The sequence below is a fragment of the Nostoc sp. genome (assembly GCF_036916985.1).
GTDB lineage: Bacteria > Cyanobacteriota > Cyanobacteriia > Cyanobacteriales > Nostocaceae > Nostoc.
Window position 1 is genome coordinate 21,677 of record NZ_JBALFD010000086.1, and the last position, 22,957, is coordinate 44,633.

General features: G+C 40.2%; 14 protein-coding genes and 1 pseudogene. 9 read left to right on the top strand and 6 right to left on the bottom strand.

Annotated elements, in window-relative coordinates:
* Positions 1 to 63: 63 nt before the first annotated feature.
* Positions 64 to 1,068 carry a hypothetical protein gene (locus V7L07_RS28140; RefSeq protein ID WP_335062361.1) on the bottom strand — a complete coding sequence of 335 codons (1,005 nt, stop codon included), beginning with the start codon at positions 1,066 to 1,068 and terminating at the stop codon, positions 64 to 66.
* A 506-nt stretch (positions 1,069 to 1,574) separates the two neighbouring features.
* Between V7L07_RS28140 and V7L07_RS28145 the strand changes: the two genes are divergently transcribed.
* The 6 genes from V7L07_RS28145 (at position 1,575) to V7L07_RS28170 (ending at position 7,732) form a co-directional block, all read left to right on the top strand.
* Complete coding sequence (locus V7L07_RS28145) at positions 1,575 to 2,345, top strand: class I SAM-dependent methyltransferase (RefSeq protein WP_335062363.1); 771 nt, start codon at positions 1,575 to 1,577, stop codon at positions 2,343 to 2,345.
* Positions 2,342 to 3,076, top strand: a complete 735-nt coding sequence (locus V7L07_RS28150; protein ID WP_335062365.1) for a TenA family transcriptional regulator — start codon at positions 2,342 to 2,344, stop codon at positions 3,074 to 3,076. Before V7L07_RS28145 ends, V7L07_RS28150 begins: the two co-directional genes overlap by 4 nt.
* A gap of 298 nt (positions 3,077 to 3,374) precedes the next feature.
* Positions 3,375 to 3,926 carry a heme NO-binding domain-containing protein gene (locus V7L07_RS28155; protein ID WP_335062366.1) on the top strand — a complete coding sequence of 184 codons (552 nt, stop codon included), beginning with the start codon at positions 3,375 to 3,377 and terminating at the stop codon, positions 3,924 to 3,926.
* A 10-nt stretch (positions 3,927 to 3,936) separates the two neighbouring features.
* Entirely contained in the window at positions 3,937 to 5,385 is a 1,449-nt protein-coding gene (locus tag V7L07_RS28160; protein WP_335062368.1) for a sensor histidine kinase, read from the top strand.
* A 241-nt stretch (positions 5,386 to 5,626) separates the two neighbouring features.
* Positions 5,627 to 6,829 carry an FtsW/RodA/SpoVE family cell cycle protein gene (locus V7L07_RS28165; protein ID WP_335062370.1) on the top strand — a complete coding sequence of 401 codons (1,203 nt, stop codon included), beginning with the start codon at positions 5,627 to 5,629 and terminating at the stop codon, positions 6,827 to 6,829.
* Positions 6,830 to 6,886: 57 nt separating this feature from the next.
* Positions 6,887 to 7,732, top strand: a complete 846-nt coding sequence (locus tag V7L07_RS28170; protein WP_335062372.1) for a class I SAM-dependent methyltransferase — start codon at positions 6,887 to 6,889, stop codon at positions 7,730 to 7,732.
* On the opposite strand, the gene V7L07_RS28175 is transcribed toward V7L07_RS28170, so the two are convergent.
* The 3 genes from V7L07_RS28175 to V7L07_RS28185 form a co-directional block, all read right to left on the bottom strand.
* On the bottom strand, positions 7,707 to 10,010 hold the full coding sequence (locus V7L07_RS28175) for a COG1470 family protein (RefSeq protein WP_335062373.1): 2,304 nt from the start codon (positions 10,008 to 10,010) through the stop codon (positions 7,707 to 7,709). The genes V7L07_RS28170 and V7L07_RS28175 overlap by 26 nt on opposite strands.
* A gap of 12 nt (positions 10,011 to 10,022) precedes the next feature.
* A complete protein-coding gene (locus V7L07_RS28180; RefSeq protein ID WP_335062375.1) occupies positions 10,023 to 12,257 on the bottom strand; it encodes a hypothetical protein in 2,235 nt (744 codons plus the stop codon).
* A 263-nt stretch (positions 12,258 to 12,520) separates the two neighbouring features.
* Positions 12,521 to 14,563: an outer membrane protein assembly factor gene (locus V7L07_RS28185; RefSeq protein WP_335062376.1), complete on the bottom strand. Its 2,043-nt coding sequence runs from the start codon at positions 14,561 to 14,563 to the stop codon at positions 12,521 to 12,523.
* Between the two features lie 235 nt (positions 14,564 to 14,798).
* Between V7L07_RS28185 and V7L07_RS28190 the strand changes: the two genes are divergently transcribed.
* Complete coding sequence (locus V7L07_RS28190) at positions 14,799 to 16,148, top strand: lipid-A-disaccharide synthase-related protein (RefSeq protein WP_335062378.1); 1,350 nt, start codon at positions 14,799 to 14,801, stop codon at positions 16,146 to 16,148.
* A gap of 97 nt (positions 16,149 to 16,245) precedes the next feature.
* On the opposite strand, the gene V7L07_RS28195 is transcribed toward V7L07_RS28190, so the two are convergent.
* Positions 16,246 to 16,968 (bottom strand): response regulator transcription factor, encoded by a 723-nt coding sequence (locus V7L07_RS28195; protein ID WP_179064032.1) that lies wholly within the window; start codon positions 16,966 to 16,968, stop codon positions 16,246 to 16,248.
* A 1,066-nt stretch (positions 16,969 to 18,034) separates the two neighbouring features.
* Between V7L07_RS28195 and V7L07_RS28200 the strand changes: the two are divergent.
* Positions 18,035 to 19,370: pseudogene (locus V7L07_RS28200) on the top strand (ATP-binding response regulator).
* 26 nt (positions 19,371 to 19,396) lie between these two features.
* Positions 19,397 to 20,521 (top strand): hybrid sensor histidine kinase/response regulator, encoded by a 1,125-nt coding sequence (locus V7L07_RS28205; RefSeq protein ID WP_335062380.1) that lies wholly within the window; start codon positions 19,397 to 19,399, stop codon positions 20,519 to 20,521.
* Between the two features lie 765 nt (positions 20,522 to 21,286).
* On the opposite strand, the gene V7L07_RS28210 is transcribed toward V7L07_RS28205, so the two are convergent.
* A complete protein-coding gene (locus tag V7L07_RS28210) occupies positions 21,287 to 22,750 on the bottom strand; it encodes an RtcB family protein (protein WP_335062381.1) in 1,464 nt (487 codons plus the stop codon).
* Between the last annotated feature and the right edge of the window lie 207 nt (positions 22,751 to 22,957).

Below are 22,957 nucleotides of genomic sequence, written 5' to 3' on the forward strand. Positions count from 1 at the left end.
TATTTTAGGGAATTGGTAAGAGGTCGAGAAAGACCTCTTTTTTATGGTTTGGATTTTTGCAAATCAAAAGTTAAACATATTTAAAAGGCGATACCCACGAGTATATAGGGGAACTGGAGCGTTAGGATTCTGTTTATTCTTAGCTTGTTCAACAGTTTCATCAAACACAATTAGCGTTTCTTTCCCAACTTTCAGCCAGTCTTCGTAAGGCACACTCATGTCTTCTTCAATACCACCAATATTAGGTGCTACCATTGCCCGGTAAGCTTCATTGAATTTCCTCCGAAACCGGAAATCTACCGAAATTCTTAGACCTTCAGTTTTCCTTCTTACTGTTTGATGCAATCCACGGGCATCATTAAAGTACATTGTGCCGTGTTGTAGTTGTGCTTCTGTGTAGGAGACAACCATTGGAATATCCCGACCTTCAGCGAAGTCTGACATCACGTGCATAGACGGTAGTTCCATTTCGCGGGGCATTTCACCTGCTTCGATGGTGATATTATCGATGTCACCAAATAGTGGCAGAACCACTACAGTTGCATCAGCAGCAACACCTGCCCAGACATCACTGTGACATTTTGAGCTAGCGAAGGGCAAACCCAACTTCTTGGCGTCAGTCTTGCCGTAGACCATACGGAGATTGACTGGTAAATCCACTGCATCAATCAGGTCATTTGCTCCTAGTTGGTAGAAAGCCTCTGCGACGCTTTTTTGAAAGAGGTTAAATGCCAAAATGTGTTCTCGCTTGGGCATCAAAAGACCAGTGCCGGTGTAGTTCGGCAAAGTACTTCTTGCTTCTAATAGCTGTTCTAGCATTTCAGCTTCCGAAAGAATGATGGGACTATTCAGACATGCTGAAATGTAACCCGCAGCAGCAATTCGGATTTGTTGGAATAACTCAGGCTTTAATGTGTGTTCAAACAGTAGTCGGTACTGTCGCTTTGTAGCAATTTTATCAGCAAGCTCATCAAAAAGGCGATCGCCTAGCTCCGAAAATGCGATCGCACGTTCATATTGTAAGCGATCGCGTACTGGTGATTCTGCTAACAGTTCTTCTAACATCATTTCTTCCAACGTTATTCTAAATTGGCTAAATAATTCATGCATCCAAAGCCATTTCGTTTTCAAAACGAATCTTGGCTATTACAAATTAACAAGTTTATTCTTTTTATACTTCGTAAAATATACTGTTTTATTTCTCTTACCTATCTTGATTAAAATAGCTAATTTTAAATTTTTTAGTAAAGCACTGATGAAGTTGGAACTGAAAAGCCAAACCATATATATATAAAGTTGCTGTTAACTAAGTAAAAACGTAAGTTCATGAAGTTAAATATAATTTAGCTGTTTCATATTTAAAGAAACTAACAAGATAATAATATTAATGGTATTTTACCCTTTAAAAAGGATAGTTTTTCAACCTAAAAGTAACAAGCAAACTAAAATCGGTAAAATCAACATTCTCAGCAAAACATATTAATTGTTAAAACAATATACATCCACTATTTCAGTCTTTTCGCGACTAAATTGATTAAGACAAGTATAAATTAAGTATAAATGAACACTTAAAAATGTCAAATTTGAATCACAAAAACTCAACTAAAAACTTATATAATCGCACAGCATCAGAATGGATTAGAGGAGAACCTACTTCCTTATCAGACTTTACGGCACGCCCTTTTGTATTAGGGCTTTGTGAGCCTGTTGCTGGGTTGCGAGTACTTGATATCGGTTGTGGTGAAGGTTATTGCAGTAGAGAATTAAGCCGACGTGGTGCTGCATGGGTACATGGAATAGACCTTTCCGAAAGCATGATTGCAGCAGCAAAATCGCAAGAAATAGAAGATTCGTTGGGTATTAGCTACCAAGTAGGATGTGCTACCAATCTCAAGCAGTTTGATGATGGCGAAATTGATTTAGTGGTTGCAGTGTTTCTGTTTAACTATTTGACAATTGCTCAGACCCAAGAATGCATGGCAGAAGTTGCACGCATTCTTCGTCCGGGCGGTCGATTTGTATTTAGCGTTCCCCATCCATCTTTTCCATATATGCGGGAGGCAGCATATCCGTTTTATTTTCAAGTTGAGGGTTCAGGCTACTTCAGCAAGCGAGATCAACAGTTTCCTGGTCGTATTTGGAAACGAGATGGTTCTTGGCTAAATGTGCAATTGATTCACAAAACTCTTGAGGATTACTTTAATGCTCTGAAAACGGCTGGCTTCAATACGATGCCAATCTTACAGGAATTGCGTGTGACTCCAGAACATATCGCAATAGATGAATCATTTTTTAGCCCCTTACTTGACCAACCCCTCCATCTAGCCCTACAAATATCACGATGACACAGACATCTTCTTTAGTTAGAAATTCCTTTCATGAAATAGCGATTAATCATCCTCTATGGAATCATGAGTTCTTAACTCGCTGTCGGACTGGAAATTTATTTTTACCAGACATACAGGTACTAGCTGTTCAGATGTACAAATTCTCTAAGGAATTTAATCGGATCTTGGCTAGCATTTTGTCTTGCTGCCAAGATGAAAGTAGTCAGTTAGTCATCTTGGAAAACCTGTTTGACGAAATGGGACAGGGAGATGTAACTAAGTCTCACCCAGAATTGTTTCGTCAATTTACCCGCGCCCTTGGTATCCATGACGAAACTCTGGCATCACTACCCACTGCACCTGAAACTCGCGCCCTGATTGAAACCTACTTGCAGATGCCACATAAATACGGCTATTTAGCTGCACTCGGTGCCGTCTGTTATGCTTCCGAAGGGATTGTTAGTTCGCTGTACACACAACTATACAAAGGAATTGTTGGCGCTGCTCCCTTACCCAAAGAAGCCCTAATCTTTTTTGAAGTCCATATTGATGTGGATGATAGTCACGCAGCGAAGCTAGCAGCAGTTATTGAACCTCGAATCACTATGAATGAAGAGGATATCAAAGTAAAACTAGCGATTGCAGAAGCGATGGATGCCCGTGTCCAATTTTTTAACGGCATTCAGCGTCAAATCTCCAAATATAGCTTGTATCCTGATTCATGGCTGCCTTTTGATGAATCGTTGTAGTTAGTCTGTCAAGATTAAGGTGAGCAAATTTGTAGTAAGCACTAAAAGTGTTTACTACAAATCCTGACAGCCATCTGGGTAGAAGTAATAAGTGAAAATACGGTTGTAATCAGGAGTATTTGTAGCATTAGAATACAAACAGTTTTCCCTATTTTTTCGGTTTTCAAAGCTATAATCAAACATTTTCAGGTTTGGTTACAGGAAATTTTCTCATTTAAATTAAGCCTTTTAAGAAATTAATTGTCGAGTCTTGGGCAAATTCACAAAGCAAAATTAGGCGCAGCAAGAGGAGGCTTCCATGTACGGTTTAGTAAACAAGGCGATTCAAGATATGGTGTGCAGTCGCTTTGGCGAAGAAACTTGGAAAAAAATTAAGGACAAAGCAGAGGTGGATGTTGATGTTTTCCTCAGTATGGAAGGCTATCCCGATGACATCACCCACAAGCTGGTAAAAGCTGCTAGTGTGATTCTGGGTTTATCTGCCAATGAGATTATGCAAGCCTTTGGGGAATTCTGGGTTCAGTACACAGCCCAAGAAGGCTATGGCGAAATGATGGATATGAGTGGAGATGAACTCCCTGAGTTTTTAGAAAACCTTGATAATCTTCATGCTCGTGTAGGAGTTAGTTTTCCTAAACTCCAACCCCCATCATTTGAATGTACTGATATGGAAGAAAATTCTCTGAGCTTACATTATCGCTCTGATAGAGAAGGGCTAGCGCCAATGATTCTTGGATTAGTCAAGGGGTTGGGAAGCAGGTTTGACACAGAAGTTCATGTTACCCAAACCCAAAGTCGAGATGAGGGCGCTGAACATGATGAATTTTTAGTGATTTATAAACCAAATTGAGTGCAGTAGCATGGCTCCTCCTCACCTTACACTTTCACCAGAGTTACTGGCGAAAGCTTTTCCCTTCCACTTTGCCTTTAGCCGTAATGGGGAAATTGTACAAGCTGGTGATGTCTTCGGGCGTATTTGCCCTGAACCATTGGTTGGTAAATTGATTGAGCAGCATTTCCAGATAAATCGTCCAAAAATTTTGGTCGATTTTGATGTTATTAGTAAACAGTCTCGAGCCCTGTTTATATTAGAGTTTCTCCACAATGGAATGCATCTCAAGGGGCAGATGATGTATCAATCAGAGGAGGATGTAATATTTTTTTTAGGTTCTCCCTGGATTACAGATACAACTAGCCTGGCTCCTCTGGGTATTAAACTCAAAGACTTTGCAATTCACGACCCTATTGTTGATTTCCTGTTTTTGCTACAAGCTCAGAATACTGCTTTGGCTGATGCCAAAAAGTTAACAAGTGAACTGAAACAGCAAAGGGCACAACTACGGAGTGCGCTACAAATCAAGGAGAATTTAGCAGAAATTGCTGAGGCTCAATCTAAAAAATTGGAAAAATCCCTCCGGGAGCTACAAGAAACTCAAGCCCAATTAGTCCAAGCTGAGAAAATGTCTAGTTTGGGGCAGTTAGTTGCAGGAGTTGCTCACGAAATTAACAATCCTGTTAATTTTATTTACGGAAATTTGAAGTATGCAAAGGATTATACACAGTGTTTACTAAACCTTGTGTATCTTTACCAGCAATTTTATGCCAATCCTGTGTCAGAAATTAAAGAATACATTAAGGAAATTGAGTTAGATTTTTTACTAAATGATTTGCCCAAAATCCTAGATTCAATGGAAGTAGGAGCCGAACGGATCTCTGAAATTGTCTTATCCCTGCGAAATTTCTCTCGTCTTGATGAAGCGGAGAAGAAAAGAGTTGATATTCACCAAGGACTAGATAGTACTTTGCTGATTTTGCAGAGTCGCTTCAAGAATAGTGTTGATCATCCTGGGATTAAAGTAGTTAAAAATTATGGAGATTTGCCTTTAGTTGATTGCTACGCTGGTCAACTCAATCAAGTATTCATGAATATTATTAGTAATGCAATCGATGCGCTCGATAACTATGATAGTAAACGCGCGATCGCACAAATTCATGCTAATCCTAATACTATTACAATTACTACGGAAATCATTGAAACAAACTGTGTGATCCGAATTGCCGATAATGGTTCAGGAATAACAGAAGCAGTTAAAGAACGACTGTTTGATCCATTTTTTACAACTAAGCCTGTAGGTAAGGGTACAGGATTAGGTTTATCAATTAGCTATCAGATTGTAGTTGAAAAACATGGGGGAATACTTAGATGTGTATCGGAACCTGGGCAAGGAACTGAGTTCTGGATTGAAATTCCCTTATCTATGGATAAACAATTAGTCAATTACGTGAAATCATTAAGTTTAATTAAATAAATACTTTAAGTCAATTTTTGAGCGATCGCTCTTAACTATAAAAATTCTAACCTTTAGGTATAAAATATTGCTTTTATATCGCGTAGTAGCGATCGCAATTTGTCATAAATATTGAACTAGCGGTGTATTGAAGTTGACAACTCTAAGATTTATGGTTGTAAAGCCTACTTATGAGTTATAAGTTATGATTTATGAGTTTTATTTCTAACTCCTAAATTCTAACTTTTTACCTGTACCGATCGTGAATCTACGCCGCCTGATTCCAATTTTTGATAGTTCAGTCTCCAACTGGGCCTTAGAAGCGCGGTTGTTGCGCTGGTTAACGTTGATTTGGCTGTTCGTCGGCTTGGTCATGCTGTTTTCAGCATCATATCCCGTCGCTGACGCCCGTCAGAATGATGGGTTGTACTACTTTAAGCGTCAACTGCTTTGGGTTTTTGTTTCCTTAATCGGATTCAATATTATTGTTAATTCGCCGTTGCAGAAAATTTTGGGACTATCCCATTGGTTTTTGTTGCTGTTTTTGGGGTTAATTTTTGTCACACTGATCCCAGGATTAGGAAGAAAAGCTTTTGATGCAGCGCGTTGGATTGCGATCGGGCCAATTCCGATTCAACCTTCAGAATTAATTAAACCCTTTTTGGTGCTGCAAAGTGCGCGGCTTTTTGGTCAGTGGGAACGAATCAGTTGGCGGGTTCGCTTGGCTTGGTTAGGTGTTTTCGGTCTAGTACTTTTAGGAATTCTTGCCCAGCCTAATTTGAGTACAACGGCACTTTGCGGTATGACTATTTGGCTAATTGCTCTCGCAGCTGGCTTACCTTACAAATATCTGGGAGGAACAGCAGTTGGTGGAGTGATGTTAGCAGTCCTCAGTATTAGTATTAAAGAGTATCAGCGTAAGCGGGTGATGTCATTCCTGAATCCTTGGGCGGATGCTACAGGAGATGGATACCAGTTGGTGCAAAGTTTACTAGCTGTGGGTTCTGGTAAAACTTGGGGAGCTGGATATGGGCTTTCTCAACAAAAGCTGTTTTATTTACCAATTCAAGATACTGATTTTATTTTTGCGGTGTTCGCTGAAGAGTTTGGCTTTGTTGGCAGTATGGTGCTGTTGGTACTTTTAGCTACATTTGCCACTCTTGGATTAATTGTGGCGCTGAAGGCTAAAAATATAGTACATAGATTAGTTGCGATCGGTGTGACGATTTTAATGGTAGGACAATCATTGCTCCACATCGGTGTTGCTACAGGTTCTCTACCAACTACTGGTTTACCTTTGCCTATGTTTAGTTATGGTGGTAATTCTATGATTGCCAGCTTAATAGCTGCTGGGTTGCTGATTCGGGTAGCACGGGAGAGTAGTGAAGCTGAGGTAGTACCGTTGCGAAAACCTCAGCTTGAAAATGGGCAAAGACGTAGAACTTTTCATAAAACCAGGAATTGAGTTAGCAAAAGCGACGATAGACAAAGTTTTATGCTCTTTGCAGGAATTAAATAGATTATGGAAGACTTAAAACAAACAATAATCAACTACTCCAGCACAGACCTCGAACAGCGCAAACATTGGTATTCTCCGGCAGCAGAAGCTTACAATCAGGCAAGACCGCGCTATCCTCAGGATTTGATTCACCAAGTTGTGGAACTTGCTCAACTCTCCACTGACTCAAAAATTCTGGAAGTGGGGTGTGGCCCTGGAACTGCAACATTAGGTATCGCTAAATTGGGTTGCTCTATAATCTGCTTAGAACCCAATCCAGATTTTTTCCGGTTAGCTCAACAGAATTGTCAATCGTATTCTAATGTAGAGATTGAGAATACATCTTTTGAAGAGTGGAAACTTAAGCCACTGGAGTTTGATGCCGTTTTAGCAGCCAGTTCTTTTCATTGGATATCATCAGAAGTTGGATATCCAAAAGCAGCTAAAGCCCTAAAAAAGAATGGCTATCTGATTTTATTGTGGAATAAAGAACTTCAACCCAGTTACGAAGTGTACCAAAGTTTGTCGCAAGTCTATCAAGTACATACCCCATCTCTTGACCGATATGAAAACCAAGAAACTCAAGAATATATCTTGAGACAATTAGGAAATATGGCTATTGATTCGGGGCAATTTAAAGACTTGATATCTGGACAATTTATATCAGAAGTAACCTATACTGCCGATGAATATTTAACACTTCTGAACACTTACTCACCATACATAAAATTAGATTCACACAACAAAGAATCTTTATTTTTGGGATTAAGACGTTGCATAGAAGATGACTTTGGAGGCAGTCTTCAACTTTCATATATTTCTGCTTTTCACATCGCCCAAAAAGTTACCTCTGAGGGAAGGGAGTCTTAAATGGGTTACTAGGTGGCAGAGTAGGTGGAATTGGGTTAATGCTAGGTATAGGAGTCGGCTCTACTTTTTTGATCACTGTGATTGCAAATCCTCTTTGTTGAGGTTGTTGCTTACCAGATATATCATTGACTAGCAGGCCAATTTGGGGGGGGAAGGCTTGATTGACTGGAAGCTTCATAGAGCCAACGGCTGGAACATCATTGCCGTATGGTAGAAGTTTAACCTGAATATTTTCTCCCTCTACTCTCCAACTCAGGGTAGCAGATTCACCTTCGTTGAGAACCAGATTTGGTTGTTCACTACCGTTGATTCTAAAAGAGACAATTTTAAATGGTTTCGGTAATATTTCAATTTTTGATTCAGTCTTTTTAAAACTAGTTTTTTGGCTTCCATTGTTAGGAAAAGCTTTGATTTCAAACGCATATTTCCCAGCTTTATATGCTAGTAGAGGAATATTTATACATCGCAGTTGTTGATTTTGTTGTGTACATAGATTTTGGAGTTTCGGATCGGCAAGATTACCTTGATTAAATTTATAAGTAATTGGCTCACTATATAATGTACCATCATCTGCACTGCCAGCAATTTGAATTTGTCCTAATAATAATGGACGGGCAATTGTCCAATTTAAAAGAATATTTTGACCTTTTGTATACAGTGGTTTATCCGTTTGGAAACTAAGTACTTCGGCAATTTGTTTTTCAGCTATTTCTATTTGGGTTGTTTGGCTAGCTACTTGATTCTTGGGAGAAAATAATTGGATACCATTACGATAAAATGCTTGTAACTCAAAAGTGTAATTTCCTTTTGTTTTCACTCCAGTTTTAACGTTGCTACAAATTAGCTGTTGTTTATCTTGCACCTGACAAGGAGGTATTTCATTAGCATTTCCCTTACCCAGTGTTTCCGGAATGCCGTTGCTAAAGTCATAAGTAATAGGCTGAATCGGTTGCGAACCTTTGGCTATGAGAACTAACTTTTGCAACTGTTGATAATTGTGAATATCCCACTTCAAAGCTACTTCATCGCCTTCAGTGATTTGAGATTCATTTGCACTAAAATTTTCTAATCTTAAAGGATCGGGGTTTAAAATTCGCCAAATGATGAATCCTATCCCTCCTAGTAAGCCTAAAACTACCAAAATTAACAAAATAAATTGCCACAAAGGACGGGATTTCCATACCAAAGTTCCTTGAGGCAATGTGTTAGGTAGGGGTAAACTTTGTTGGTCTTTGATGTCTAGTTGAAAGTTGACTACTAGCCCTGCACCAAACCACGGTCGTCGCCACCAAGGTCTGGGTTTGACCGTCAAATTAGCTACGGCACTTCTATTAGGTAATAATCTGACTTCACTAGGTTCAAATTTATAAGTATATAGTTCTTCTTCATCTCGGCTTTTTAAGTTTAATATCAGTTCGCGGATAATATTGCCCCGATTAGCTAGTGATAATTCGTATTTGCCAAGACTACGGCTAACTTGTCCCAAGATGGTATGAAGTTCTATATTTAGGTGATAATTTATCGGAATCTGAATATACACCAAATCCAGTAATACTAAGTCTGGAGAGTTTTCTGAATACAAGCGGATTGTCGGAGAATAGCTTCCCGCCAGAGTATCCCCAGGTGGGTGAAATTTCAAGAATATTTGAGCTTGAGTACCAGGGTTTAGTTCTAGTGCAGTTACGTCAGACACTAACCCTGGCCCCTCAAATCCAGTTGCAGGATAATTAATTGTGAACCAGTCATCATCTAAATCTGGGCAACTCAAGCGGAACCTATCTACGAGATAAGAGCGATTGTCAACTATTACTTCCACTTGCAGAGGTTCACTAGGATTGAAAATTAGTGGTTTGTTGGGGTTGGTGTTAGGTCTAAGGGAAAATGTCGGGTCATTTACCCGAATTGCTGTCTGTTCTTTTAGCAGAACCTTAATTTGGTTGGGGAAGGTTATGGGAGTATCTTGGGGATAATGTAGAGGTGAATCTACGACTAGTGTATAGTCATAGGTTCCGGGGAGAGCATTTGCAGCAATTTCAAACTCAAATTTTACTTCGTCGCTATTTTGCCCTGGAGCTAATGCTAAACTTTCTCTAGGAGAGGTAGACCAGCCAGTTAAATTTTGAAATACTTCGTCAAAAACAAAATATAAGTCAATAACCGCACTTTGATCTCCCTGATTGATTACAACAATATAGAGTTCAATAGTATCTCCTGGCATTCCAAATTGAATTCCAGGTGGGTTGATAATAACTTGTAGTGGATTGAATTTTGCTTGCATATATCGACTTCCTTATTTTATGCGATGTAGTTTGACCTGAAAATCTTCACCACCACTGACAATCATGGTTCCTTGATTAGTTTTCAAGTCGATACTATTGATTTTTTTAGAGCTTTGGTAAATTGTTTTACCTTCTGCTGCTTTTGTTTTGTCGAGTTTATGTTCGGAGGTTAAGTACCAAAGTACGACTCGTCCATCATCGCCACCACTTACTAAGAGACTACCATCGTCACTAAATGCTAGAGTCCGCACAGATGTTTTTGATGCTGACCAACGGTCTAGTGGTGAACAATTAAGTTCATTTATTTTTTCGAGGGGATTTGGATTTTTGATAGTTTGACATTGATTTAAATCCCAAATTGTAATGAAGCCCGCAGAATCAGATGTTGCGAGGATTTTTCTGGTTGAGTTAGGAACAAAAGCCAATCCCCAGATATAGTCTTCACGCCCAACTAATGGGTCTAGTTTTTCTAGATTTTGTACTAATAAAGTGGGGGATTGTTTATCAGATTGATTTGGATTCCACTGCCACAAGATGAAACGTTTAAAGTTTCCGGCAATTACAAGAGTTTTTGCATCTGGGCTGAGATTTAATGCCCGGACTTGGAAACCTGATAGTTTCAATGTACTTTGTACGTCAATGACTTGCGGTTCTGGCAGAAAATCGCTGTTAGGCGCGGGTCTTGACCATAGTCTCACTTTACCACTGCCATAACCACTGAATAAGTTAAGTGAGTTTGAGGTGAAAGCTAAATCAAAAACGCGATCGCCTTTTGCTTTAGAATCTTTAAGGTCTTGAAGTTGGCTAATCTTTGCACCTGATGGGACATCTCTGAGTTCAATGACACCATTATCTAAACCAACAGCCGCACGATTATTTTGTAATGGCATGAAGCGTAAGACTTCTACGGCGTCATCAGTAATCGCCATCAAACCTTTAGGTTGTTGTGCTTGATCGCAAGCAACGGGCTGCCCACTGTATTTTACTGTATCATCAGGATCTAAGCTATCTGTACCGATTCTCCAAAGTCTTAAGGTGCAATCATCTGAACCACTGACCACAGATAAACCAATGCCACTAAAACGCACTGAGTTTACAGAACGGGTATGCATTACATCTCTGGGTTGAAAGATTAATGCTAAGAGTACGGCTAAAAGTGCGATCGCAGCCAATTGTAGCCATAAAGGTATAATTGGTAAAGTCTCCACTTCTAATGTCTGCGTGGCTGGATCTGTACTCCCTAAACGTTGGTCGGATAATTCCGATTTAGCCTCCAGTAACAAAGTTTTGCCGATTCCTACCCAAGGACGTTTTGTTTTAACATCAAGGATGACTTTACTTGTCTCTCCTAGATGGAGATTGGCAATTTCGGGAAGCTTTTTGAAACTACATTTTCGCCAGTCTCTACCCTGCACCTGGACGTTAATTTGCTGATTGAGGTTGCTAGCATTTTTAAATAGTAATTCAAAGGAAGCTGTATGAGATTTCCAGTCAGGCAACCATGCCGATTTACTAGGAATTTTTAGGTGTTTTTCTGTGGTGGTAAAGTCTATAAAACCCACAGGTAAAACTTCAACATTGCCTTCAGCATTAGTTGGATAACCATTATTGCTAACAGCTTCAATGGTAAAAGGGTAATTTTGACTGGGTGCTTGCACTACAGAAGGAGGTTGGCATTGGAATGTAGCTTCTGCTAAACCACCTGGATCTAAGAATAATCGGCGTTCTGCACTGCCAGCTAGCCAAGATGAATCAATACCTGTAAAACGTAATACGACATCAGTCGGTTGTTGCCCCAAGTTCCGCACCCGTACTGGTATATCTACAGAATTGCGGGGATAAACTTGGAACTCTCGCACAGGCAATTCTACACTTAAATGCGTTGGTCTGTTGTCTCGCTCGATTTTCAGGCGTAGCACAAGTCTGCACTGTTGTGCTAATTGCGGTGAAAAAATATTTACCATCAGGTTGACAGTACCAACAAATCCCGGAATGGGTGTATTGAATACGAAGACTTGGAAGATGGTACTACTACCGGGTGGCTTGGCTGCGGCTACCTCTGGTTCGAGTCGATACCAGCGATAGCCTGTGTTCCGGGTTTCTCCGGCTGCGGTAATTTCGATCTGAAAATTGACAAAGCGATCGCTATCATTATTGACAGTTACCTCAAATGATACAGGGGTATCACCTGGACGAAAGGTGAGATTTTGGGTAGAAAGGCTGGCATTTATAACACTTTTTTCCATACTATTACTTATAATATTTTTTGATATTTTGTCTGATTAGCACTATAAAAAATTAATGTCTACAAAAATGTGACAATAATTTTTTTGTTGGATTATTGAAATGTATATATTATTAAATATTGTGTAATAAATTGGTCAATTTATAATATTCATTTTCAGAAGCGATCGCTAATGTAGAGACGTAGCACTGCTACGTCTCTACAAGGGTTATGGATAATGCATAAATTTTTGGATATAACTTATCAGCAATGCTTGAACTCAAATTAAAATCGCTGACCGATACCTAGATGTACTTTGCTTTCTCCCTGGTCATTAATGCCATAGTCAGCCCGAATTAAGCCTAGTGGTGAATTTAATCGCACTCCTGCCCCATAACCAAAACCATAACCTGGTTTGTTCCGCATACCCGCAGGATCTCCTAATACAGTATCACCTGAGCCTAAGTCTGAGGCAAAGTCGGCAAATAATACACCGCCTACGATTGGTAAGACGGGAAAACGATATTCTGCCGAAGCTAATACATAACTGCGACCACTGCCAACTTCTCCAGAATCGTAACCGCGTACTGAGTTGGAACCACCCAAGTTAAAGCTTTCATAAGGCGGTAAATTCCCAAGGACAGTACCGGCTTGGACATTCACTGCAAAGACTTGTGGCTGTTTGCTGTTAAATAACTGCACTGGTAGATATTGGCTGTAATTGGCTTTGAGGCGATTGAGGGAAATATTACCTTCGCCGATGGGTATAGATTGTTCTGTACTCAGACTCAGAACGGAACCTTGAGTTGGATTGAGGGGATTATCTCGTTTGTCTTTGGTGGCGGTGAAGGATACGGTTGTTAGGTCGTCAATACCAGTGCCACTTGCAGAGAGGGGATTACCTTGAGCATCGGTTGGGGTAATATTACCTTGGCGATCGCGAATACTAGTTCGGGTATAGTTTAATCCTAATGAGGTATTCCAGTCATCAATTGGTCGTTGCAAGCTAACACCACCGCCAATTTTACCTTCTCGCACTTTATCGCCGTTGGCTAGCTTAATCTTGTCATCAAAGGTTTCCGAAAGTTCTTGACTACGAAAACCATTTACAGTGTATCCCAAGCGATCGGGGTTAGTTGTCCGATAAGGACTGGTAAATTTGGTATTAAACTGCAAGTCTCGACTACTTACACCAACATTCACACCTAAAGTATCATTAACACCGCCGACATTCTGATCTTGATAGCTGATTGTACCTACTAAACCCTGATCGGCATTGTAACTACCACCTAAATTAACACCACGCGCTCCAGTTTCTTTAAGTTGGTAGACTAAATCAAGTTTTGTCGCATCTCCTTCTAAGGCAACATTCACACTCTCAAATAAACCAGTACGATATAGCTGTTGTATATCTTGCTTGACGACATTTTCTTGGAAGATTTGACCAGGTTTCAGCTTGAGTTGCTGTTGCAGAAAATCTGGTTTGGTGCGTCCGCCGACGGGATTACCCTTGCTATCAACGGTTTTACCCTCTTCGTTGACAAAGCGAAATTTGATATCACCCACCAAACCTTCAGCAACATTTACAGTGAGAATTCCTTGAGAATTGGGTTTAATTGATAGTACCCGCGCCAAGTTATAACCATTGCCGGCGTACCACTTGTTAATTTGTGCTACTGATTGTTGCAGTCCCGCCGGACTGATGGTGGTTCCAATCTGAGATTGCAAACGTTGTAGGGCGACTTGATAAGTAAGTACTTTAGCACCAGATAATTGCAGCGATCGCACAATCACCGGTTGCACTTGGTAAACTACATTCAATCCAGCAGGTGTGCTAAAGCTATTCACACTGACATTGCTAAATAAACCTGTATCTAAAATTGCTGCGACATCTTTTTGTAGCTGGCTTTGGCTGGTTTCTCCACCCATCTGGGTTTTAATGACTTTGCGAATGATTTGCTGTAATTCTTGATTGCCTCCCACTACCTGTACATCTGTAGCTGTGACTACCAAATTTCTTTCAGTAGCGGGGGATGAGGAGATGAAGGGGAGTTTTACTGGTGAATTACCCTGTAAGACTACAGAGGAATTTTTGTTTGCACTCGTTTGCACGATGACGGGATTTTGGGAAAATTGTTGTGCAACTATAGTTTCTGGGGAAGCAATTGTCTCTACTCGTGCGGGAGTGTCTTCAATTATCGGCACTACCAAGTTACCAGCTTTTGCAGTTGGGGTAACGGTTTTAGTAGGTGCAGCCGTTGCTTGCTGGGTAACATTGGCAGCAGCTAAAGTAGCTAAAGTAAAAATTGCAGTAGCAGAAACTCGCATAATATTTAACCTAATTAACTGGGAGTTATACTAATCTTGGATTTTAGATTTTTGATTAAAAGTATTGACCAAAAGGCTGTTCGAGGAATTTCAAACAATTACATTCTTATCCAAAATTGGTATTAGTTGTAGGGAAGTAAAGAAATAGGGATAATACTAACTTCCAGCTACTTCGTCGATTTCCCTATTTATACCTCTTAGCTAAACAGACAGTTAATTTTGATATTTTGTTTCTATGAGTAATGTATCTCGGTCATCTCTAGCTTCTAACTCCCCTCCTTTGCGATTACTTGTATTAAGTAATGGTCATGGGGAAGATGTAATTGCAGTTCGGATTTTGCAAGAACTCCAACGACAACCAAACCCACCAGAGATATTTGCTTTACCTCTGGTAGGTGAAGGACATGCTTACCAACAGTTGGATATCCCCCTGATTGGTTCAGTCCGCACGATGCCTTCTGGCGGCTTTATTTATATGGATGGTCGTCAATTAGCGCGGGATGTACGCGGTGGTTTATTGCAACTTACCCTCAGCCAGATTAAAGCAGTCCGCCGTTGGGTAAGTTATCAAAAAAAATTAGGTAATAAAAGAGCAATTTTAGCTGTAGGAGATATTGTCCCGCTGTTATTTGCAACTTTCAGTGGCGCTAATTATGCTTTTGTCGGTACGGCGAAATCTGAATATTATGTGCGGGATGAAGCTGGATTATTGCCACGGAAATCTAAAAATGCGCGTTGGGAAAACTTTTCCGGTTCAGTCTACCATCCTTGGGAACGTTGGTTAATGAGTCGTCGCCGTTGTAAAGCGGTTTTTCCTAGAGATGGGTTGACGACGGAAACATTAAAACAATGGCCAATTCCAGCTTTAAATTTGGGTAATCCCATGATGGATGGTCTAGAACCAACGTTTTCACGCCAACAATTTTATAATCAGGATGTCCAACAGCGAGAGATAGTTAGACCTTTTGTAGTAACTCTTCTTCCTGGTTCTCGCCCGCCAGAGGCATATACTAACTGGGAAACAATTATGATTGCCGTATCTGCATTGATGGCAAGTTTCCAGGAGAGAGATTCGATCTTCTATACTTCTAAAACAGTGGTATTTTTAGGTGCGATCGCTCCTGGTTTAGACTCTTATATTTTATCCCAAAGTGTGCAATCTCAAGGCTGGCGTGCTGAATCAGCATCTCCTATCCAAATTTCCGATCCAAATGCCTTGACATTTAAACAAAGAAATGCTTATTTGATTTTGACACAACAAGCCTATAATGATTGCTTGCATTTGGGAGATATAGCGATCGCAATGGCAGGTACAGCCACAGAACAGTTTATCGGTTTAGGGAAACCTGCGATCGCAATTCCCGGTAATGGGCCGCAATATAACCCGGCTTTTGCTGAAGCTCAAAGTCGTCTTCTCGGATCATCCTTGATTTTAATTGATCAGCCAGCAGCAATTGCCAAAGTCGTACAGTCCCTCTTCAAAGATCCTGATATTTTGCAAATTATTGCCGAAAATGGTGGGCGACGCATGGGTAAACCAGGAGCCGCACTACGCATTGCAGAATGTTTACAGGAACGATTTTGAATGAGAATTGGGGATTGGGGATTGGGGATTGGGGATTGGAGGCAGAGGGGAAATAAAATTCCTAACTCTTAACTCAGCACTCAGCACTCAGCACTCCCTATGCTACCAACCCAGAACGTAACGCCCTCACAGCAGCTTGTGTACGATCATCAGCACACAGTTTATTTAGAATATTGCGAACATGGGTTTTTACAGTACCAACTGTAATGTAGAGTTTCTCGGCAATTTGCCCATTGCTACACCCACCTACAATCAACTCTAGTATTTCCAACTCCCGTTGAGTTAGGGGGTATGTTTCTAAAACTTGCTCATATTCTGATGCCAGTGCCTCAATTTTGACAGTTTTCGGCTTGTCAGAACCTTGAATTTCTCCAGGAATACCTTGGCGCATCTTCCGCAATACCACGTTGGCAATTGCCGGATCAATCCAAGAGTTACCGCCGTGAGTTGCTTGGATCGCCTCAGTTAATTTACTGATGCTGGTTTCTTTCATATAATAAGAATCAGCACCAGCTGCGAATGCTGCTAGTACAGCATCTTCTGTATGATCCATTGTCAAGATGAGAATCTTCGTATTTGATTGCCCAGTTTCCGCCTGGTAGCGTCTGAATTTACGAGTGAGTTCGATTCCATCCATATCAGGCAAGCCGATATCTACAACCGCTACGTCTGGCTTTGCCGTTTCTAAAAGTTTTAATCCTTGGGTTGCATTTGCCGCTTCGCCAATTACTTTCAATGCACTGTGAGACTGTAATGCCGCTCGTAGCCCCATTCGCGTTAAGTCGTGATCTTCAATTAAAATAATACTAATTTCATTCATCGCTACACTCACTCTTGCGCTGTTTGCATCTTTCAAAATATTACCTTTTGCAACGACTATCTCTTATTTTCCCAAACTAAAGATAGATGATATTTTAACCAGTCTGCATCCACCGATAGAAATAATAAATACTCGAAATTTTTATATTTAGATAGAGGACAAATCTAGCTGGAGATATATGGATACTTACACAAAAAGTATGAAATATTAAAACGAATGCCAAATTGCTACTCCTGGCTGATAGTTCAGCTTTGAGTTGCTATGTTCCATTTAGTATTATTTTGTATACAACTTAAAAAAAACTTACGAAAATGAAAAAATTACAACGTGTCGAAGTTGCTTTAAGAGAAAATAAACGATGATTTCAAGCGGTTTTTAACCAAACCTTTGGATTCATTCGATTGATGGAGTCTTTGTCAGGAAGCTTTCTTAGAGGTTAAATTTGGTAATTTTAAAAACATTGTAATTACAATACATCTGTAAAAATACTAGCGATAGGTCTAGCGATCGCTAAGAAAATTGTCGAAATTCCAGCAGGTAGAATGATCTCAGATTCACAAATAGGTATAGACGGTATTTTCTTATTTACCTAGTCTAATCAATCTAAAGGGTAAAACTGTTCAAGCTTATGGCACAGGATAATAGTATGCAACTCTCACCAATGACTGACGACGGGCACTTGCTCACTCAATTACAATTGGTCTTAAGCTTGGTAAAGTATTCTATTTTACTTTATATCAGTTCTGTCTGTTGTCTTCAGATCAATAGTTTTCAGTTTGTTAATTGCTAATTTTTTGAGAGCTATCGATCGTTTACTAAAAGTTTTATTCCCAAACTCTGGTAAGTTAATCAAATTGAAGATACAACAGACTGAATTCAATGCAATGCAAAGTCCGAAACGTTGAGAGTAGGGCAACGCTCAACAACTATCGGACATTATACAAAATGTCTTAGTCAATCAAGTTACAGATTTTAGATGTCCGAAAATATTATATTCTTTAGTTGGATAATCTGAAAATAAAAATGTTATACATCAACCTATGTTTGGCGGCAAAAATAAAAACCGATGGAAGAGACGCTGAAAATTTTGGTTGTAGACGATGACGAAGTAGACCGGATAGCCATTCGTTCTGCCTTGACTAAAGCGGGTGTTCAGATGGAACTGTCTGAAGTCAGCAATGCAAATGAAGCATTTTCTGCCTTAAGCACTACTGTATATAATTGTGTTTTCCTAGACTATCGCTTACCAGATCAGGATGGACTAACCTTGATTCAACAGCTACGTTCTTCAGAAATTAAAGTTCCTTTAGTAGTCCTAACAGGTCAAGGCGATGAACAAATTACTCTCCAGTTATTGAAAGCTGGTGCTACAGACTATCTCTCTAAGTCTAGAATATCGCCAGAAACTTTGTCGCAGGTTTTGCGGAGTGCGATTCGCATTTATCAGGCTGAAATGCAGGCAGATTTGGCAAGCCAGCAGCTTAGAGAAACTCATGAAGAACTTATTTCTAAGAACCAAGAACTAGAAAGACAACAGCAACAGATTCAAATGCAAAACTTTAAGTTATTAGAGGCATCACGTCTAAAATCACTCTTTTTAGCAACTATGTCTCACGAACTTAGAACGCCGATGAATGCGATTATTGGTTTTTCACAAATTCTATTGCGTCCTAAGTTCGGTCAACTAACGCACCAGCAAAGAGATATGGTTGAGCGGATCTTGAATAATGGAAAGCATTTGCTAATGTTACTCAATGAAGTTCTCGACTTTTCCAAACTGGAGGGAGGAGGATTAGACTTAAAGGCAGAAATATTTAATATATCAAAGGTAATAAATCTCGCTGTTGGTGAAATACGCTCCCTAGCTGAGGCGAAAAATCTTTCGTTATTAGTAAAAACCGATTTACAAAATCCTTTGGTATTTAACGATCCAGTTCGGATCAAACAGATTTTAATTAACCTACTCTCCAACGCCATTAAATTCACCGAGTTTGGTGAAATTTGGGTTGAAGTTAAAGAACTACCTGCAAATCGAGTGGTAATTATTGTTCAGGATACAGGTGTTGGCATAGCACCGAAAGATTTTAAACATATTTTTGAAGCATTTCGGCAAGTCGATCAAACTATCACTCGCAAATATCCAGGTACAGGTCTGGGTTTGGCAATTATCGATTCACTGGTGCGAATGATGGGGGGTAAAATATTTCTTGAGAGCAAAGTAGGGGTTGGTTCAATGTTTAAAATTGAATTGCCACGTCAAATTACATTACCGACTGTAGAAGCTGATACTCCCACCTCACAGTTAGATGATGACGATTTTTTTTGCCCTGCTAAAAATCCTCCGCAGTCATCTTATCGAGGTAGGAAAGCATAAAATCGGATATCCTAAATTTAAACTATAAATTACTTCCAAAAAAACTGATAAATCATGTCTGTAGTTGAAAATAATAAAATTTATCGTATCCTCGTAGTTGATGACACTCCAGATAATCTCATTTTGGTTCAAGCAATTTTAGAAAGTGAGGGCTATGAAATTGATTTGGCTTCAGATGGAATAAAGGCTTTGCAGAAAATTGACCAATTTCCACCCGATCTGATTCTGTTAGATGTGATGATGCCAGGGATAGATGGTTATGAAGTCACGCGTCGGATTCGCAACAACCCTGCAATTTCTTATATTCCAATTTTGTTGATTACTGCGTTTCACCAATCCAGTGTTGTCGAAGGTTTGGATGCTGGTGCTGATGATTTTATTCGTAAACCATTTGATACAGATGAATTACTGGCAAGAGTGCGATCGCTATTGCGTCTCAAGCATAGTCTAGACGAACAGCAAAAAATGGCCCGCCAACGGGAAGACTTTGTTTCCCGCCTGACTCATGATTTGCGAACTCCCCTAGTAGCCGCCGATCGCATGTTGAATTTGTTTGAAATGGAAACATTCTGCAAAATTTCGCCGGAAATGAAACAGGCGATCGCAGTGATGATTCGCAGTAACCAAAATTTGATGGAAATGGTGAACACCCTGTTAGAAGTATATCGCTTCGAGGCAGGTAAAAAAACGTTGAATTGGGAAGAGTGCGATTTACATGAGATATCTCAAGAAGTAGTTAGTGAACTAAGTCCCTTAACAAATGAAAAAGGCTTGACTCTAGAAATTGATACCAGTGAATTAGAACCACTGAGTCAAAACGCTGGTATTATTATGGGCGATCGCTTAGAACTACGACGGGTGATCAACAATCTGGTTGCAAATGCCATCAAATTTACAGATACAGGAGGCATAACCATCCGCATTTTTGAAACACCATCTCAGCCAAGAAATCCAGATTTGGTAACAATTGAGATAGAAGATACAGGATATGGGATTGCGCCAGAAGATCAGGCAACCATTTTTGAGCGATTTCGCCAAGGTAAAAATAAACGCTCAGGTAGTGGCTTAGGACTACATCTATCCCACCGGATTGTTGAAGGACACGCAGGAAGTATCCAGGTCGTTTCGGAAGTAGGCAAAGGTAGCTTATTTACTGTAAAACTACCTAAAAATACTTAATTCTACTTATTAGCGATCGCGAGATTAGCTTGAGGGTATTCTCTCACAAATTACATTCAATTTGAGTTTATTTTTGACTCTCAAGAAAATATTAATATCAGATTACGGAATATTTTACCTGATACTAAAGGAATAAAAAATATCATGAAAATCTGCGAATTTAGTTTTATAGAACACCATCAAAAAATCATTCATACCATATATAGAGCAATATTTAGATCATTCTATAGATAGTAGAAATAACTATTTTACAAAGTTATTATTCAGCTTAATTAATGCCTGAAAAATGTGTATGCACCCTGTAATAATATACAGGGTGTTTTTTTATAAAAACTAAATTAATCTAGGATATCTGCTTAAGCACTAAGTATAGCGCTTCTCGAATGGAAGCAATACATTTTGACCTCTCTCCTAAAAGGAGAGAGGTTTTGATGCTCACTCCCCTTCCCTCGCAGGGAAGGGGCTGGGGGTTAGGTCTGTATTTCACGCAATTGAGAACCCCTATATATAAAGGTTTAGCACTCAGCTAAACTTTTTTTTGGATCAAGCGAAGATAAAAATTTTAAGCTTGCCATGCCAATAGACATCGCTCTCATTCATGAGGCTGGGGAAATTCCCACACAACTAGTTAATTGCAAAATAATCATCGAATTTATGTATTTATTGCATTAATACTGATTTACTATAGCTTCATAAATGCGATTCTAAATGAGGGAATAAAGATGGATGCCCCTGGATGTGAACCAGGGGCTTTTTATTTAGTAGCTAGGCCTTAAACGTCAGCACTGGACTTAATCGTGCTACAACATCTACCATTTCTGCCTCAACTTGCACATCAATCACAGACTGAATCGGTTTGTAGGCAGCAGGTGCTTCCTCAATTCGGCGTTCTTCACGCAGGGTAATGCAGTCTACGCCAGTTAATCCCAGTTCCGACTCACTTTGAGATGCACCTTTGCGACTGAGATCGAAGCGAGAACGAATTCTTCCCGCCCCATGTGACGCTGAATTACAAAATGCTGGATTGCCTTTACCTACCATCAGATAAGAATAAGCACCCATTGAACCAGGGATAATCACTGGTTGCTCTACATGAGCGGGACAAGCGCCCTTGCGTGTTACCCATCCTTCACCTTCTGGCAAGGTGATGTTATGGGGCAAATCGTAAACTAGAGGTGCTTCCACATCTTTGTATACTTCTCGTAAACGCAGACGTAGCAATTCTGCTAACAGCAGGCGATTGACAAAAGCATAGTTAGCAGCAGTGGCCTCAGCTTGCAAATAATTGGCAACTAGTTCCGGGTGAGAATAAGTAGAGAGAGGAAAAATCTGAGAATCAGGATACTTTAGACCTTTTTGCCAAGTTGCCTTAGCTTTATCTCGCCACATTCCCCCAATATACTTACCCACATTTCGAGAACCAGAGTGAATCATAAAAGCTAGCTGTCCCTCGCGCACTCCCCAGGCGTGGGCAAGTGAGCGATTTTCGACCTTATCAACTCGTTGCACTTCGACAAAATGATTACCACCGCCAATGGTTGCCAGTCCGCCATCGCGTACTAGTCCAGCATCGGGAACCAATTCTTCTGGCGCAAGTTTCCAGTCACCATCCATTGAACCACCTAAGAAAATGCGTTCACCCCTGGCGTTGGCGGAGCCATCGCTCTCTTGGGCAAGTTGCTGCAAATCAGATTTGACTACACTCCCCATAGGCTGATCTAGCATGGCATCTAGCCAACCAGGAACACCATATTGAAATAGCGATCGCATTGCTTGAGCAGTCATCGTGACATCACGCGTACCGAAGAAGTAATCGCCCTTCATCCGTTCTACGAATTGGTTACGCTTTGCGAGGAATTCGTCGATTGTCAAATCAACAACATGCAGGCGCATCCCACAATTGATGTCAGAACCGACAGCACCAGGAATCACCTGACCCACAGTTTCGATGACTGAACCAATGGCAACACCAGCATCACCTGGGTGAAAGTCAGGCGTAGCACAAGCACGACAAACACATCCACCTGACGGGTGGCGGACGCTTGCTAAATTCGCTAACTGCTTTAATGCCTTAGCTTCAACGGGGAAGTCTTCCGGCAGTAGCACTTCTGCTACAGGTGCATCAGGAGAATTAACTAGACGAACTGAATAAGTGCGATCGCTATAAGTTACATCTAAATCTTGCCGCTCTAAAGCACGCAGGAGACGTTTGAGATTTTTTGGCTGCATGAAAACTCCAAATAGAGTCTTAAAAAAGACCCTTGGTTGTGAAGAGATAGGGAGACTTGGGTTCAGCAGCCGCGTCTCAAGTAGTGCGGAGGGTTGTTTTCCCAGAACTGTGGGGAAAACAACAGGTTAATTCTGACTAATGTGGTTATATAGCCTTAATAACACACACTTTCATCTGATGACAAGTGTTTTGTAGTACGTTGTATT

Excerpts from the sequence above, each read along its gene's own strand:
- V7L07_RS28145 (WP_335062363.1), top strand. The coding sequence starts at position 1,575 with ATGTCAAATTTGAATCACAAAAACTCAACTAAAAACTTATATAATCGC.
- V7L07_RS28205 (WP_335062380.1), top strand. The coding sequence starts at position 19,397 with ATGTCTGTAGTTGAAAATAATAAAATTTATCGTATCCTCGTAGTTGAT.
- V7L07_RS28195 (WP_179064032.1), bottom strand. The coding sequence starts at position 16,968 with ATGAATGAAATTAGTATTATTTTAATTGAAGATCACGACTTAACGCGA.
- V7L07_RS28185 (WP_335062376.1), bottom strand. The coding sequence starts at position 14,563 with ATGCGAGTTTCTGCTACTGCAATTTTTACTTTAGCTACTTTAGCTGCT.
- V7L07_RS28170 (WP_335062372.1), top strand. The coding sequence starts at position 6,887 with ATGGAAGACTTAAAACAAACAATAATCAACTACTCCAGCACAGACCTC.
- V7L07_RS28150 (WP_335062365.1), top strand. The coding sequence starts at position 2,342 with ATGACACAGACATCTTCTTTAGTTAGAAATTCCTTTCATGAAATAGCG.
- V7L07_RS28140 (WP_335062361.1), bottom strand. The coding sequence starts at position 1,068 with ATGATGTTAGAAGAACTGTTAGCAGAATCACCAGTACGCGATCGCTTA.
- V7L07_RS28175 (WP_335062373.1), bottom strand. The coding sequence starts at position 10,010 with ATGCAAGCAAAATTCAATCCACTACAAGTTATTATCAACCCACCTGGA.
- V7L07_RS28180 (WP_335062375.1), bottom strand. The coding sequence starts at position 12,257 with ATGGAAAAAAGTGTTATAAATGCCAGCCTTTCTACCCAAAATCTCACC.
- V7L07_RS28210 (WP_335062381.1), bottom strand. The coding sequence starts at position 22,750 with ATGCAGCCAAAAAATCTCAAACGTCTCCTGCGTGCTTTAGAGCGGCAA.
- V7L07_RS28155 (WP_335062366.1), top strand. The coding sequence starts at position 3,375 with ATGTACGGTTTAGTAAACAAGGCGATTCAAGATATGGTGTGCAGTCGC.
- V7L07_RS28190 (WP_335062378.1), top strand. The coding sequence starts at position 14,799 with ATGAGTAATGTATCTCGGTCATCTCTAGCTTCTAACTCCCCTCCTTTG.
- V7L07_RS28160 (WP_335062368.1), top strand. The coding sequence starts at position 3,937 with ATGGCTCCTCCTCACCTTACACTTTCACCAGAGTTACTGGCGAAAGCT.